Source organism: Streptomyces sp. 7N604, from assembly GCF_052245475.1.
In the GTDB taxonomy this organism is placed as follows: Bacteria; Actinomycetota; Actinomycetes; order Streptomycetales; family Streptomycetaceae; genus Streptomyces.
Genome location: NZ_JBQQBX010000036.1, coordinates 1 through 13,768, shown reverse-complemented (window position 1 = coordinate 13,768; position 13,768 = coordinate 1). Strand labels below are relative to the sequence as shown.

The 13,768-nt window shown below is 70.2% G+C and carries 14 protein-coding genes and 1 rRNA gene; 10 read left to right on the top strand and 5 right to left on the bottom strand.

Features of this window, described 5'->3' with window-relative positions; translation table 11 throughout:
* Positions 1-32: 32 nt before the first annotated feature.
* Positions 33-632: a Uma2 family endonuclease gene (locus ACTWP8_RS31695; protein ID WP_443325582.1), complete on the bottom strand. Its 600-nt coding sequence runs from the start codon at positions 630-632 to the stop codon at positions 33-35.
* 481 nt (positions 633-1,113) lie between these two features.
* Between ACTWP8_RS31695 and ACTWP8_RS31690 the strand changes: the two genes are divergently transcribed.
* Positions 1,114-1,422, top strand: coding sequence for a hypothetical protein (locus ACTWP8_RS31690; protein WP_443318219.1), 309 nt, complete (start codon positions 1,114-1,116; stop codon positions 1,420-1,422).
* A gap of 42 nt (positions 1,423-1,464) precedes the next feature.
* Positions 1,465-1,686, top strand: coding sequence for a DUF397 domain-containing protein (locus ACTWP8_RS31685; protein ID WP_443325526.1), 222 nt, complete (start codon positions 1,465-1,467; stop codon positions 1,684-1,686).
* A gap of 97 nt (positions 1,687-1,783) precedes the next feature.
* On the opposite strand, the gene ACTWP8_RS31680 is transcribed toward ACTWP8_RS31685, so the two are convergent.
* Together ACTWP8_RS31680 and ACTWP8_RS31675 are read right to left on the bottom strand one after the other, a co-directional pair.
* Complete coding sequence (locus ACTWP8_RS31680; RefSeq protein WP_443325525.1) at positions 1,784-2,482, bottom strand: Uma2 family endonuclease; 699 nt, start codon at positions 2,480-2,482, stop codon at positions 1,784-1,786.
* Positions 2,479-2,904, bottom strand: coding sequence for an ATP-binding protein (locus ACTWP8_RS31675; RefSeq protein ID WP_443325524.1), 426 nt, complete (start codon positions 2,902-2,904; stop codon positions 2,479-2,481). The genes ACTWP8_RS31680 and ACTWP8_RS31675 overlap by 4 nt, the downstream gene beginning before the upstream one ends.
* Before the next feature lie 241 nt (positions 2,905-3,145).
* On the opposite strand from ACTWP8_RS31675, the gene ACTWP8_RS31670 reads away from it, so the two are divergent.
* From ACTWP8_RS31670 to ACTWP8_RS31640, 7 genes are all read left to right on the top strand, one after another.
* Entirely contained in the window at positions 3,146-4,030 is an 885-nt protein-coding gene (locus ACTWP8_RS31670) for a helix-turn-helix domain-containing protein (protein ID WP_443325523.1), read from the top strand.
* A gap of 13 nt (positions 4,031-4,043) precedes the next feature.
* Positions 4,044-4,250 carry a DUF397 domain-containing protein gene (locus tag ACTWP8_RS31665; protein WP_443325522.1) on the top strand — a complete coding sequence of 69 codons (207 nt, stop codon included), beginning with the start codon at positions 4,044-4,046 and terminating at the stop codon, positions 4,248-4,250.
* Between the two features lie 235 nt (positions 4,251-4,485).
* Complete coding sequence (locus ACTWP8_RS31660; RefSeq protein ID WP_443325521.1) at positions 4,486-5,343, top strand: hypothetical protein; 858 nt, start codon at positions 4,486-4,488, stop codon at positions 5,341-5,343.
* The gene (locus ACTWP8_RS31655) at positions 5,333-6,685 is read left to right on the top strand and encodes a hypothetical protein (protein WP_443325520.1); all 1,353 of its coding nucleotides are present in this window, start codon (positions 5,333-5,335) and stop codon (positions 6,683-6,685) included. Before ACTWP8_RS31660 ends, ACTWP8_RS31655 begins: the two co-directional genes overlap by 11 nt.
* A gap of 29 nt (positions 6,686-6,714) precedes the next feature.
* Complete coding sequence (locus ACTWP8_RS31650) at positions 6,715-8,253, top strand: SCO6880 family protein (protein WP_443318240.1); 1,539 nt, start codon at positions 6,715-6,717, stop codon at positions 8,251-8,253.
* Between the two features lie 54 nt (positions 8,254-8,307).
* Positions 8,308-9,822, top strand: a complete 1,515-nt coding sequence (locus ACTWP8_RS31645; RefSeq protein WP_443325519.1) for an ATP-binding protein — start codon at positions 8,308-8,310, stop codon at positions 9,820-9,822.
* Between the two features lie 15 nt (positions 9,823-9,837).
* Positions 9,838-11,748, top strand: a complete 1,911-nt coding sequence (locus ACTWP8_RS31640; RefSeq protein WP_443325518.1) for a hypothetical protein — start codon at positions 9,838-9,840, stop codon at positions 11,746-11,748.
* A 69-nt stretch (positions 11,749-11,817) separates the two neighbouring features.
* Here the strand turns inward: ACTWP8_RS31640 and ACTWP8_RS31635 are convergent, their stop codons facing one another.
* Complete coding sequence (locus ACTWP8_RS31635; protein WP_443325517.1) at positions 11,818-12,387, bottom strand: GNAT family N-acetyltransferase; 570 nt, start codon at positions 12,385-12,387, stop codon at positions 11,818-11,820.
* 150 nt (positions 12,388-12,537) lie between these two features.
* On the opposite strand from ACTWP8_RS31635, the gene ACTWP8_RS31630 reads away from it, so the two are divergent.
* Positions 12,538-13,593, top strand: a complete 1,056-nt coding sequence (locus tag ACTWP8_RS31630) for a hydroxyacid dehydrogenase (RefSeq protein ID WP_443325516.1) — start codon at positions 12,538-12,540, stop codon at positions 13,591-13,593.
* A gap of 58 nt (positions 13,594-13,651) precedes the next feature.
* Here ACTWP8_RS31630 and rrf read toward each other — a convergent pair.
* Positions 13,652-13,768: ribosomal RNA gene (gene rrf, locus ACTWP8_RS31625) — 5S ribosomal RNA — on the bottom strand.

Here is a 13,768-nt window from a genome sequence, read left to right as displayed (position 1 = left end):
GGCTGATCTGCCGCCTGCCGGGCAGACGACGTTCAGCTGTCCGGCGCCGCAGCCGTCGCGTTGCGATTCGGCCCATAGAGCGGGAAGCGGTCGGTCGCGACATCGAAGGAGAGCGGCGCCGGAAGCGGGATCTCCTCCCCGTATTCGCCGTGCAACGCCCCCCGGTACACGCCCTCTTTGGGCCGCGTGTGGAGCGCCCACGTGCCATGGCGAGGATCAACAACCAGAAGGGACTTGACTCCCGCGAGGGCGTACCAGTCCTTCTTGTCGGCAATCCCCCTGGCTTTCTCGGACTTGGAGATCACCTCGACAGCGAGCTCGACGTCACGGGGATCGATGAGCCAGTCATCGGACCCCAGAAAGTCCGCCGGACACACAGTGAGGTCGGGCGTCGAGTAATCATCGGGGTCGTCGGGCATCTCGATCGAGGCCACCTCGGCCGCCACCAGAGTCGCGGGCAGGGCGGGCCTGATCGCCTCCTCCAGCTGGTAAATGACACCCGCGTGCTTGCCGCGCGGGGTAGGGGACATCACGAGGCTTCCTCCCAAGACCTCGACACGCAGCCCGGTCGACTCTTCGACTTGCTGGGCGACATCGCGCAGATTGCCGGGGCGGGGACGCATGGCGGGCATGTTCACGGCTCGTCCCCTTCTTCCCTGCGGCGTCGGTGGCTCGGGAGCGGCCCGGGCGGAGTCGGCGACGTGTCCCGGCTCCTGCCCTGCGGTGATTCCACCGTACTGGGCACTGCCCTCCCGCGTACGGATGCATGCAGGAGGCCGCAGCTCCTGCCTGGTGTCGGTCATCCCTTTGGCCCTCCCCCTGTCGCCCACAGCCGACCATTACGCGATGCAATACACCCGATACGGGAGGTCACTATAGGCGGGAGGGCTGACACGACGACGTCCCGGGCGCGCACCGGGGCCGCCCTGCGCCCAGCCGGCCCCAGCCAGGGGCACGGACCGAGCCCAGTGATGGCACGGATTCCGCCAAATTTTGCCGCCAAGTCGACCCCCCAGGCGCCATCGTCGGTGAAGCTAGAGGAAGATGGAGGCCGACCCGTGCCCTGTGGCAGGGGCACGTACAACTAGTCAACAGGGGCCGGTGAGTTAGAACATGTTCCTGGCAGCCGAAAAGGGCGACATCAACACCATCATCGGCGGCATCGCCCCGGACTGGGGGCCGTTCGGGAGCCTCGGGAACGAGGCGCGCGTCATGATCGAGGTCGTGATGGCGGTCGCGATCCTGCTCTGCCTCGGCCTCGCCGTCTGGGGCGCGGCCAAGCAGCGCATCGGGGCCACGGCGCTGCGCGACACGTTCAGCGCGGAACAGGGCAAGGGCCTCATCGTCGCGGGCCTGACCGGCGTCTTCATCATCGGCTCGCTCGGCACGCTGTTCACCATCGTCTACGGGATGGCGGTCTAGCCCCCGGGACCGGCCCCCGGCCATGCGCCGTAGGGTGGCCTCATGGGCGATGGGAACGGTCTCGAGTGGGTCCGGGCCTCGGACAGCCCGGAAGGCGAGTCCATCGAGGTCGCGACCGGGGATGGCGATCTCGTCCACATCCGGAGCACCGACGACCCGGACAACATCGTGACGACGACAGTGGCCAAGTGGAAGGCATTCGTTCTGGGCGTACAGAACGACGAGTTCGACCACTTCGTCGACGACGGGCCGGAGAGCCCGTAGAACCGTAGAACTTGCCCGACTCCGGTGAGCCATCCCCGCCGACCCAGACGCCCTTCCCCAGCCGCTGCTGGCACCCAACGCGGTTGCCGTTCATGCCTCAAGCACAGCGGGTCTTCCACAAACCCGCGACCCCTGTGGATAACCGTCGCACCCGCACCCGGCCTGTTGGATGCGCCCGACCGGCTCTCGGGACCGCGCGGCGGCCGGCGGGGGCTCCGTAGCGCGGGAGCGGGCTGGTGGCGACGGGAAAGCCGAAGGGGTCGGGAAGCGGGATCTGGTCGCCGTAGTCGCCGTGCAGGGCCTGCTGGTACGTGGTGGCTCGGGGCCGCGTGTATTGGGCCCATACGCCCTCGCCGGGGTCGATGAGCAGCAGGGTTCGTACCGCGGCGGTGGCGTACTGGCCGATCCTGGCGGTGATTTCCTGCGCGTCGGCGGGCTGTGCGACCAGCTCGACCGCGAGTTCCACATCCTGGGGATGGATCAGGCTCTCGTCCGAGTCGAGGAAACGGGAGGGGCAGACGGTGAGGTCGGGCGTCACGTAATCGTCCGGGTCGTCCGGCATACGGACGGAGACGCCCTCTGCGGCGATCAGCCCCGCGGGCAGCCGCGACCCGATCGCGGCCCCAAGCACTCGCACGATGCCCACGTGCTTGCCGCACCGGGACGGGGCGGCCGGCAGGACCTCCACGCGCAGCCCGGTGGCTTTCCTGAGCAGCTCTGCGGCAGCGCGTAACCGGCCCGGCCCCAGCCGTACGACGTTCCGCCGCCACGACCACCACGTCGCGCCCCCTGTCACAGGACGCCCTCCTCCAGCTGGAACCAGAAGGACTTGCCGGGCCCCGGCCCGTCCAGGCAGATCCCGTGTCGGCTTGCGAGCTCCGCGATGAGGTACATCCCGCGGCCGTGTTCGGAGTGCTCGGTGAGGCTGTGAGCTGCGGGTACGCCCGGTGCGGCATCCCTGACGTGGATACGGAGGGGGCCTGTGGCCAGCCACTCGCCGTAGAGGGTGATGGGATACGGGCAGCCGGAGCCGGTACAGGCGTTGATCGCGTTGGTGACGCTCTCGGATGTGAGCAGGACGGCGAGTTCGGTGAGGGCGGTGGGCTGCTTGAGGGTCAGCGTGGACGTACGCACGGTCTCCCGGCAGGTACGGACCCACGCGGGGTCCGGCGGGAAGGTGAGCGAGAAGTCGGGGACAGGGACGGGGCTTGGGCACATGGCCTACTCCGGGCGGTACGGGTCTATGAAAGCCCCGGCCCGCAGCGGTGGCGATGCCGTCGGCTCCCGACGAGGGGAGGGCACGGTGCGCTTCCGGCTTACGCCGACCCGGGGTTGGTGTGGTTCTGAAGATAGGCGCTCAGGTTTCTAATTCACGTACAAAGAGGGCCACTTGCCACTATCGAGTGAGCCACAGCCGTTCCCGTCACAGCCTGTGCGTCGCGGCTGCTAGGAGAGCACCATGGGACTTCGCACCAGCCCGACACAGAGACAGCGCCGACTAGGCATTGAGCTGCGCCGACTGCGTGACGCTACGCGCATGACAGCAGCCGAGGCGGGTGCGTACGCGGGCTTGAGCGGCGCCCACCTCGGCCACATCGAGTCGGGACGCACAGCGATCCCCGAGGACAAGCTGCGAGCGCTCCTGACTGCCTACGGCTGTGAATCCAAAACCTTCACCGAGGCTCTGGTCACTTGGAGCGAGGCCCCTCGCGGTTGGTGGCACCAGCACAGGCGGGACACCACTGCCGGTGCGCGTGATCTGGCCGAGATGGAGTCAATGGCCACCCATCTCAGCGGTTTCGAGCCCCTGCACCTGCCGGGTCTGCTTCAGACCCCGGAGTATCTCAAGGCCCTCATCACAGCTGCCTTCCCAAACAGTACGGCCAAGTTTGTAGACCGCGGGCTGGAGTTCCGGCTCCAGCGGCAGGAGGTGCTGACCCACGGCTCTGCCCCGACCTACCACGCGATCATTCATGAAGCGGCGTTCCAGATGCACTTCGTCGACACCGCGATCATGCGCCGCCAGATTGTTCACCTCATCGACGTGGCTCGGTTGCCCCACATCACTGTCCAGATCGTGCCGTTCAAGTCCGGGACACTTCCCGCAGTCGGAACTCCGTTCGTCATCTTCGGTGCGGCAGATCCCGCACTCAGCACGATCTACCTGGAGCACGACGCCGGTTCGGTCTTCCTGGACGACCCGGAACACCTCACTCGGTACGCGGACATCTTCGACCGCCTCGCAACACTGGCGCTGCCCCCAGTGGTTCCGGAGTCCGAACGAACGTCCTACGAGACGCGAGATTCGCTTAGCCTCTTGCAGCATCTGCTGTACGTACTGTGAGAGAGGGAACTCCATGGCGGAACTGATCTGGCAGAAGTCATCCTTCAGCAGCGGCGACCCCAACACCAACTGCGTTGAGCTCGCCGCCGCTCCCGACGGCACGCTCCACCTCCGGGAGAGCGACGAGCCCGCTGCGATACTCACGGCGTCCCGTCCGGCCATACGGGCGCTCCTCAGCCGTATCAAGGCCGGGAACCTGGCCCTCACCGACGGTCGTTGATCAACGCGGGCCGCCGGCCGGCCGCACGGCGCCATCCCCCGCGTGCCGGCGGAGGGCGTAACCGCTTCCGAACGTCCACTGCGACACCGGCGCTACAGGCGAGGTGTCTCATAATGCAATCCCCGGTTCGCAGTTCGCCCGCACGGCCGGTCGCACCGCTAACGTCGTCTTAAGGAGACAATGCACGGACGATCGACTGTGGTTGAGCAGCAGAGGGGCAGGGGACGGGCGCGGTATGAGCATCGGCGGCCATGATTACGACGAGCGCGAGCACATGGGCACCGGCTCGGCCCCGCGCGGCCGTCAGACCCGTACCCGCTTGCCCGACGGCGAGGCGTACGGGGACGTGCGGCGCGCTCGGGGCGCGGCCCGGCCCTCGAAGAGCATGATCACCGTCGTGGGTGTTGTGGTTCTGCTGATCGCCGCCATCGCGTTCGCGAACCGCGACAACAGCGGTGACGGGGACGCCTCCGGCGCAGGTTCGAGCAGCAAAGGGTCGAAGGCGCAGCCGACGGCCCCGACGGGCGAGAGACCGGTCTCGGGCTCGGACGCGGGGATCGCGTCGGGCTTCCCACGGACGGAGCAGGGGGCGCAGAGCGCGGCGGCGAACTACGCGGTGGCGCTGGGGGGTGACGGGATGTTCAGCACGGAGCGGAGACACGAGATCGTTGCCGCGATCGCGACACCGTCAGGACGCGATGCGATGCAGCGGGACATGGACAAGGCGTACGGCCGGGACCTGGCAAAGAGCGTGGGTCTCAACGCCGACGGCTCCGCTCCCAAGGGCATGACCTTCGTGAACAGGACGATCCCCGTCGGCACCAAGGTGACGAAGTACTCGGAAGAATCCGCGTCCGTCGAGGTCTGGTCAACGAGCCTCTTCGGGCTGGCAGGCGAGGGCTCCACCAAGCCCGTATCCGACGACTGGTTCACCATCACCTTCAATCTCGCGTGGACGGGCAACGACTGGAAGGTCGAGTCGCACTCGCAGAAGAGCGGCCCGGCCCCCGTCCGCAGCGACACCACGGCATCCGGCGCCGATGAGATCGCGGAGGCGGTCGAGGGGTATGGAGGGTTCACTTATGCCCGGTAGCCGTCGCCGTCGGCTGGTCGCTCTGGCGTCCGTCGCCGCGGGCGTGCAGACCAGCCTGCTCTTGGCGAGCAGTCGTGCGTTCGCCGCTCCGACGCCGACTCCGAGTCCGAACGAGAGCAACGACCCCTGCGCTCTGATCCAAGGCCCTGCCAGGGACTACTGCGAGCAAGGTGACCGCGCTCCGCGCAGCCCCGACGCCGACGGCCTCAACGACAACAACCCCCTCGACCCCCTCTCCTCCCTCGCCCGCGGCTGCGCCGACGCAGCCGCGTGGATCGTCGGGAAGCTGTCCAAGGCCGTCGACAGCACAGCCAACGTCGACTTCACCAACACCGCCTTCCTCCGCCAGTACGCCGTCGTCTTCGCCGCGTCCACCGTCCTCACGCTCCTCCTCTGGCTGCTGGCCGTCGCCAAGCGAGCCATCCGCGGTGTCCCGTTCACCGAAGCCATCACCGAGGCCATCGGGTTCCTCTGGCTGACGGTTCTCGCATCGGCATTCACCCCGCTGATCCTCTACACGGTCGTCTCGGCGACCGACGGCATCACGGAAGTGATCGCGGCGGGCACATCCGCCAGCACCGACGCCTTCTTCGGGTCGTTCTCCGAAGCCCTCAAGAAGGGCGAGGACATCGGGGGCGGGCCGATCATGCTGATCGTCGTCAGCCTCGTCTCCGTCCTCGCCGCGGGCGTGCTGTGGATGGAGCTGGTGATCCGAGCCGCGCTGCTCTACGTCGGGGCGCTGCTCGGGACCGTCGTGTACGCGGGGCTGGTCGACAAGAACATGTGGGGGCATGTGCGCCGCTGGGCGGGGATCATGATCGCTGTGATCCTCGTCAAGCCGGTGATCATCATCGTCCTCGGTATCGCCGGGGCGCTGTCCGCGTCCGAGGACGGTCCGGACTCCTTCTCCGCCGTCGTCTCCGGGCTCGCGATCATCCTGCTCGCCATCTTCGCCAGCGCGATGATCTACCGCTTCGTCCCCGGCTTCGGCGACGAGATCGCCGGCGCCCGCAGCAGTCGCAAGGCGGCCACCGACGGAGCCGCGGCCGCCGCCGTCATCTCGTCGCCCGCCGCGCTCGTCAAGCAGGGCATCAAGACCCACAGCAGCCGCGGCAGCGGAGGCGGAGGCGGCGCGGACGACGGCTCCGCCCGTTCGGCGCCGCAGCCCGCCAACCCCGTGACCGGCGGCGTGGCGGCGCACAGCAGCCGCGGCCCGGCGGCCGCTCCCAGGCCCGCCGCGAGTCCTGGCGCCCACCCCGGCGGCCGCAGCGGCGCGGTACCCACGCCCCGTACGGACAGCCGAGCCCGCACCGACAACCGCACCGGAGGTGAAGGGCGTTGACGACGCAGTCCCACCAGATGTCCCATCCCATGTCCCACCCGATCGCCCCCCGCCGCACGTACCTCATCGGCCGGGCCCGGCCGAACGCGGTCATCGGCAAGAACCGGGAGACCGGCGAGATCGCGCTGATCATCGTGGGCGCGTTCCTCGGCATGATGGGCGGGCTGCTCATCCCTGTCCTGCCGCTGCGCATCGGCACGCTCACGGGCTTCCCGATGCTGGCGCTGGCGGCCGTCTACGTGCCGTACAAGCACCGCACGTTCTACAAGTGGTTCGAGATCAACCGCACCTACAAGCGGACCGTCAAGCGGGGCGCCGCCTACCGCTCCGCCGCGCCCGAGGCCGGCACGCGCATCGACGGGCGGGAGATCGAGGTCGGCCCGCCGCCCGGCATCGGGCGGATCGGCTGGCTCGCGGCGCCCTTCGGGCCCGACGAGATCGCCGTACTGCTGCACGCCGACCGGCGCACGGTCACCGCTGCGATCGAGATCGAGGGCCCCGGCGTCGGGCTGCGCGACAGCGAGGACCAGGAGGCGCTGGTCGACCGGTTCGGGACGCTGCTGAAGCATGTGGCCAACGGCGACGGCTTCGTGACGCGGCTGCAGATGCTGGCCCGTACGCTGCCCGCCGACCCCGACGCGCACGCGAAGGACGTGGAGCGGCGCGGCGACCCGAGGGCACCGGGCTGGCTCCAGGACTCGTACGACCAGCTCCAGTCCATGGTGTCGACCTCCTCCGAGCAGCACCGCGCGTACCTGGTCGCCTGCATGCACTTCACGCGCGAACTGGCCGCGGAGGCGGACGCGATGGCCCGCGCCACCCGGCAGGGGCGCGGCAAGCTCGACAAGGACGCGGGCCTGGCCGTGGTCATGGCGCGCGAGCTGACCGACATCTGCGCGCGGCTCACCGAGGCCGACATCCGGGTCAGGCAGCCCCTCGGGCAGGGGCGGCTCGCCTCCCTCATCCACTCGATGTACGACCCGGACCACCCCATCGACCACATCCAGGCGATGACGCAGCGCAATGCCTGGCCAGCCGAGCTCGACGCGATGGAGCCGACGTATCTGCAGGCGAAGACGCGCGAGTCGACCACCCGCGCCCCGTGGTGCCATGCCACGGCCTGGGTGAAGGAGTGGCCGATGACCCCGGTCGGGGTCAACTTCCTCGCCCCGCTGCTCGTCCACACACCCGACGTGATCCGTACGGTCGCGGTCTGCATGGACCTGGAGCCCACCGAGGTGGCCATCGAGCGGATGCTGACGGAGAAGACGAACGACGAGGCGGAGGCCAGCCGCGCGGCCAAGATGAACCGGACCGTGGACCCGCGCGACATCGCGCACCACGGGCGTCTTGACCAGCGCGGGGAGGACCTGGCGAGCGGCGCGGCCGGGGTGAACCTGGTCGGGTACATCACGGTGTCGTCGCGCTCGCCCGAGGCCCTGGCGCGTGACAAGCGGACGATCCGCGCCTCGGCGGGCAAGTCGTATCTGAAGCTGGAGTGGTGCGACCGCGAACACCACCGGGCGTTCGTGAACACGCTGCCGTTCGCGACCGGCATCCGACGCTGATGCGACGCCAATCCGACGCTGTCCCGACGGGAACTCAACGGTAGGAGCCCCGCTGTGCCTGATCCGCTGACCGCCGTCACCGAGGCGTTCACCAGCTTCCTCTTCGGGAAGGTGGAGACGACCCGGCTGCCGGTCCGTACGTCCACGGGCCAGGCGCAGGCCGTCTACCTGCCCACGGCCGCACCGGGCCTCGGCGACTCCGGCGTGATCATCGGGCGCGAGGTCTACAGCGGCAAGGGCTACATCTACGACCCGTTCCGGCTCTACGGCCAGCAGCTCCCGGCCCCCCACTGGCTGGTCCTCGGCGAGTCCGGCAACGGCAAGTCCGCGCTCGAGAAGACGTACGTCCTACGGCAGTTGCGCTTCCGCGACCGGCAGGTGGTAGTGCTGGACGCGCAGGGCGAGGACGGCGTGGGCGAGTGGAACCTCATCGCCCAGGAGCTCGGCATAACGCCGATCCGGCTCGACCCGATGGCCGCCCTGGACGGCGGGATCCGGCTCAACCCGCTGGACCCCTCGATCACGACGACCGGCCAGCTGGCCCTGCTCCGTACGATCATCGAGGTCGCGATGGGGCACGGGCTCGACGAGCGCGCCGGCTTCGCGCTCAAGGTCGCGCATGCGTACGTCAACGAGACGATCACCGACCGGCAGCCGGTCCTCACCGACATCGTCGAGCAACTCCGCCACCCGGAGCCGGAGTCGGCGGAGGCGATGAACGTGGACCTGGACGACGTACGGGCCTGGGGCCTGGACGTCGCGCTGGTGCTGGACCGGCTGGTGGACGGTGACCTGCGGGGCATGTTCGACGGGCCGACGACGGTCGGCATCGACCTGGACGCCCCGCTGATCGTCTTCGACCTGTCCCACATCGACCGCAACTCGATCGCGATGCCGATCCTGATGGCGATCGTGGGAGTGTGGCTGGAGCACACCTGGATCAGGCCGGACAGGAAGAAGCGGATCTTCCTCGTCGAGGAGGCCTGGCACATCATCAACTCGCCCTTCGTGGCACAGCTGTTCCAGCGGCTGCTGAAGTTCGGGCGGCGGCTGGGCCTGAGCTTCGTGGCGGTCGTTCACCACTTGAGCGATGTGGTGGACGGCGCGGCGGCGAGGGAGGCGGCGGCGATCCTGAAGATGGCGTCGACGCGGACGATTTACGCGCAGAAGGCCGATGAGGCACGGGCGACGGGGCGGGTGCTTGGCCTCCCGCGCTGGGCGGTCGAGATCATTCCGACGCTGACACCCGGTATCGCGGTGTGGGACGTGAACGGAAACGTCCAGGTCGTCAAGCACCTGGTGACGGAGGCCGAGCGACCCCTCGTCTACACCGACCGGGCGATGACGGAGTCGGCCGCGCTGGAGGCGGAGGAAAGCGGGGCGGGCGTGCAGCCGGTGGCCAACCGGCCGGGCGTGCACCGGCCGGGCGCGAACCGTCCGGTGACCTCCGCGGACGAGGAGGCGCTGGCCGTCGAGCGCGCGGCGGAGGCGGAAGCGGAGGCGCGCGCGGCGGAGGCGATGGAGCAGCAGCGACGGGAACAGCTCGCGGACGAGTCCACGGTGGCGTGACGAGATGGCGGCATCATGACGGCACCCGGAGCGAGACCGCGCGGGCAGGGAGGGGCGGAAGGGCCGGGAGGCTCGGAGCGCGGCATCCCGGACGGCCTGCTCGTCGGCGTACTCGCCTTCCTGCTCGGTCTGACACTGCTCGTGTGGACGGCTACGGGCCTGGCGGGTCTCCTCGCCCACGGCGCGTGGCCGAAGGGTGTCCACTTCACCCACACCCCGGTGGCCATGCGCCACCTGGCCGCCCAACCCCACGACTTGGCCTCGGCCTGGCCCGGGACCCCGGCGAGCCAGCTGTCGGGATACGGGTTGTTCTGGGGCATCTTCATCGGCGAACTGATGGTGCTCTTCGTCCTCGCGGTCTTCGCGATCGGCGCGGTGACGCGGTGGCGCGCGGCGGGGCTGAGGGGCGCGGGGGAGAGGGGTGCGGCTCGGCACGAAGACGCCAAGGGGGCAGGGACGGCCGTGCACGACGGCGCCCCGGAGGCGGAGGCTGCGCGGCACGACGGCGCCTCTGAGGCGGGGACGGCCCGCCCGGAGGGCAGCACGGAGGCCGCCCCGGCGCCCTCGCGCCCGTCCGGTGCCCTAGAGGCGGCACAGGGCCCCGTAGAAGCATCCCCTGCGCCGTTCCCTGCGCACTCCACGCCCTCCGCGCTCGCCGCCCACGGAGCCCCCTCCGAGGCCTCCCCGCCGAGAAACGGACAGAGGAACGCACACCCCCACCCCGGCGCCGACCCGGCCCACGTCGACGGCCCCGCGCCATCGGCCGACCAGCATCCCGGATTCACGGCCCACGGCGAGTCGCCCGACGCAGCCACGGGCTACCCGAGCGCAGGCACGGCCTTCCCCACCGCGGGCATCGCCTCAGGCGGACCGGCACCGACCGACGGCGGCGCCACGCGCCATCCACACGCGTACGCGTCCGTCGGCGAAGCCGACGCCGCACCCGTGGCCGTGGGGCGGCCCGCCGGGCCCGGGCAGCAGCCCCCCGCCAGGGTTCACTTCACCGGGACGGGAAGCGCGCCCCGCAGGGAACTCGCGCTGCAAGCGATCCGTTCCGCCGAAGGCCCCGTACTCGTCACGACGTCCGACCCCGCCCTCTGGGCCGAGACCAAGGACGCCCGAGCCAAGCTCGGCCCCGTCCACGTCTACGACCCGAGCCACCTCATCGACACCCCCGCCCGCCTCCGCTGGTCCCCGTCCGCCGGCTGCGAGTCCCGCGACGCCGCCGCTGCCCGCGCCGCCGCCCTGCTCGCCCCCGTACGGCCCGCGCACGCCCTCGACTCGGCGATGGCTGACGCCGCGGAGACGCTGCTGCGCTGCTGGCTGCACGCCGCCGCCGTCGGGGGGCAGCCGTTCCGCCAGGTGCACCGCTGGGCGTCCGGCAGCGCCGCGCACGACGCCGTACGCATCCTCCGTACGCACCCCAAGGCCGCCCACGGATCGGCGGGCGAGCTCGAGAGCACCCTCACCGCCCACCCCGAGCGCCGCGAAGTCGCCCAGCAGCTGACCGCCCGCGCCCTCTCGGCGCTCTCCTCGATCCACATCAGGAACGCCTGCAACCCGGCCCGCGCCGACGCCCTGGCCCTGGAATCTTTCGTCGCCGAGGGGGGAACGCTTTACGTGGTGGGTGAAGCGATCGAGGATCCCCGGACCCACCCGGGTGCGATGCCCCTGCTGACCGCACTCGTCTCGAGCGTGGTCGAGCACGGCCGCCGCATGGCCGCACGGTCATCCGCCGGCCGGCTCGACCCACCACTCACGCTCGTCCTCGACGACGTCGCCGCAGTGGCGCCGCTCCCCCAACTCCCCGAGCTGCTCGCAGGAGGCGCCGCCCAGGGCCTCCTGACGCTCGCGATTCTCCGCTCCGAGGAGCAGGCGCGGGCGCGCTGGCCGCACCGCAGCCTGGCCGGGGACGCCTGGAGCTGAAGCGCGCGGGCCTCGCCGGGCCGCCGGGCCCGCCGGGCCCAAAGCCGCCGGCGCACCAGCTCGCCCATCTCACGACCGCGCCAGCACCATCTCGTACTCCGTCTCCTCCGGCACCGGCGGAAAGGCCATCGTCTCGCCGGTCCTGGCGAAGCCGAGCCTGCGGTAGAAGGCCTCGGCACGGGGGTTGTCGCCGTGCACCCACAGGCGGATGCGCTCCGCCTTGGTGTTCCCCCAGGTCCAGTCGATGGCCGTACGGAACAGCTGCTCGGCCACGCCCGTACCGCGGTGCTCAGGGCGTACGTACACGCTCACCACATGAATCTGCGGCGGAGTTGCCCCATCCTCGCCGATCACCCCGGGCGTGCCGGCAGCCGGTGCGCACTGGCCCGTCTCGTCGAGCAATGCGAGCATCGCGACCCACATGCCGTCGTCCTCGTCGGCCGCGATCACATTCGTGGCGGCCCCGCCCTCGGCGATCGGCGTGGCCCGTCCGCGCCAGAAGTCCTCGGACTGCGCGCTGCTCTTCTCGTACGTGTCGACGAACGCGACGCGCGCAACGGGGTCGCTCAGCGCGGCCAGCCGCAGTTTCCTCAGCTCGGCCCAGTCATCGGCGCGGACGGTCCGTATCTCGTACCCCATGTCTCGATGCTCGCACCGGTCCCCGTACGGCGCGCAATGTGATCTGGAGCTCTCTGGGAACAGTGGACGATGCCGACCCGGCAGGTTCGGGTAAACGCTTACTGCACGTACGAGCCGTTCCCGGCGCCTTCAGGGAAGGAAGGGTGTGCCGTGGCCGACCGTCCGAGCGCGGTGATCTGCATGACCCGCGAAGCCGCGGAGGCCGTACTCCCCGAGCAACTGCGGGACCGGCTGTCCGAGACCGTCGACCTGGCACCTGACATCGAGCCCGAGGCGCTGACGGGCCTCTCCGGCGCCGACGGAGGCGCCTGCGCAGCCGCTCGCTCCGGCTCCCCCGGCGGCGCTGCGGCGACAGCACTCGCCGACGCCGAGATCCTCATCACGGGCTGGGGCTGCCCGCCGCTGACGGAGGAGATCCTCGACGCGGCGCCCCGTCTGCGCGCGGTCATCCACGCGGCGGGCTCGGTGAAGGGGCACATCACCCCGGCGGTCTGGCAGCACGGCATCACCGTCTCCTCGGCCGCCGACGCCAACGCGGGCCCGGTCGCCGAATTCACGTACGCCACCATCGTGCTGGCCGCCAAGCAGGCCCTGCAGGGCGCGGCCCAATACGCCGACGGCTGGCCGCACTTCGCCGAGCGCGAGGGCACCGACGGCCGTACGGTCGGCATCGTCGGGGCCTCCCGCACAGGCCGCCGCGTCATCGCCCGCCTCACCGCGTCCGACGCCGACTACCGCGTCCTCCTCGCCGATCCGTACATTACGGAGCAGCAGGCCGCGGCCCTCGGCACCGAGCTCGCACCGCTGGACGACCTGTGCCGCCGCAGCAGCGTCCTCAGCCTCCACGCGCCCGAGCTCCCGGAGACCCGGCACCTGCTGGACGCCCGTCGGCTCGCGCTCCTGCCCGACGGGGCCACCGTGGTCAACACCGCGCGTGGCGCGCTCATCGACACGGACGCTCTGACGCGCGAGTGCGCCGCAGGCCGGCTGAATGCCTATCTGGACGTCACCTGGCCCGAACCCCTGTCGGCCGACCACCCGTTGCTGTCGCTGCGCAATGCCCTGGTCACCCCGCACGTCGCGGGCGCCCAGGGCAACGAGGTACGGCGACTCGGCGCGTACGCGGTCGCGGAGACCGAGCGTTTCGTACGGGGCGAGCCACTCGAGGGACTGGTCACAGCGGCGGACCTGGACCGTATTGCATAGCTGAACGCAAAAATGCCTCAACCCCCGGACCATGTCCGGGGGTTGAGGCTCAATGTTTGTTCGGCGGCGTCCTACTCTCCCACAGGGTCCCCCCTGCAGTACCATCGGCGCTGAAAGGCTTAGCTTCCGGGTTCGGAATGTAACCGGGCGTTTCCCTAACGCAATGACCACCGAA

Bases quoted from the DNA above. Each gene is read 5' to 3' on its own strand.
- ACTWP8_RS31695 (WP_443325582.1), bottom strand. From the start codon at position 632: ATGCCCGCCATGCGTCCCCGCCCCGGCAATCTGCGCGATGTCGCCCAG.
- ACTWP8_RS31690 (WP_443318219.1), top strand. From the start codon at position 1,114: ATGTTCCTGGCAGCCGAAAAGGGCGACATCAACACCATCATCGGCGGC.
- ACTWP8_RS31685 (WP_443325526.1), top strand. From the start codon at position 1,465: ATGGGCGATGGGAACGGTCTCGAGTGGGTCCGGGCCTCGGACAGCCCG.
- ACTWP8_RS31675 (WP_443325524.1), bottom strand. From the start codon at position 2,904: ATGTGCCCAAGCCCCGTCCCTGTCCCCGACTTCTCGCTCACCTTCCCG.
- ACTWP8_RS31670 (WP_443325523.1), top strand. From the start codon at position 3,146: ATGGGACTTCGCACCAGCCCGACACAGAGACAGCGCCGACTAGGCATT.
- ACTWP8_RS31665 (WP_443325522.1), top strand. From the start codon at position 4,044: ATGGCGGAACTGATCTGGCAGAAGTCATCCTTCAGCAGCGGCGACCCC.
- ACTWP8_RS31660 (WP_443325521.1), top strand. From the start codon at position 4,486: ATGAGCATCGGCGGCCATGATTACGACGAGCGCGAGCACATGGGCACC.
- ACTWP8_RS31655 (WP_443325520.1), top strand. From the start codon at position 5,333: ATGCCCGGTAGCCGTCGCCGTCGGCTGGTCGCTCTGGCGTCCGTCGCC.
- ACTWP8_RS31650 (WP_443318240.1), top strand. From the start codon at position 6,715: ATGTCCCACCCGATCGCCCCCCGCCGCACGTACCTCATCGGCCGGGCC.
- ACTWP8_RS31640 (WP_443325518.1), top strand. From the start codon at position 9,838: ATGACGGCACCCGGAGCGAGACCGCGCGGGCAGGGAGGGGCGGAAGGG.
- ACTWP8_RS31635 (WP_443325517.1), bottom strand. From the start codon at position 12,387: ATGGGGTACGAGATACGGACCGTCCGCGCCGATGACTGGGCCGAGCTG.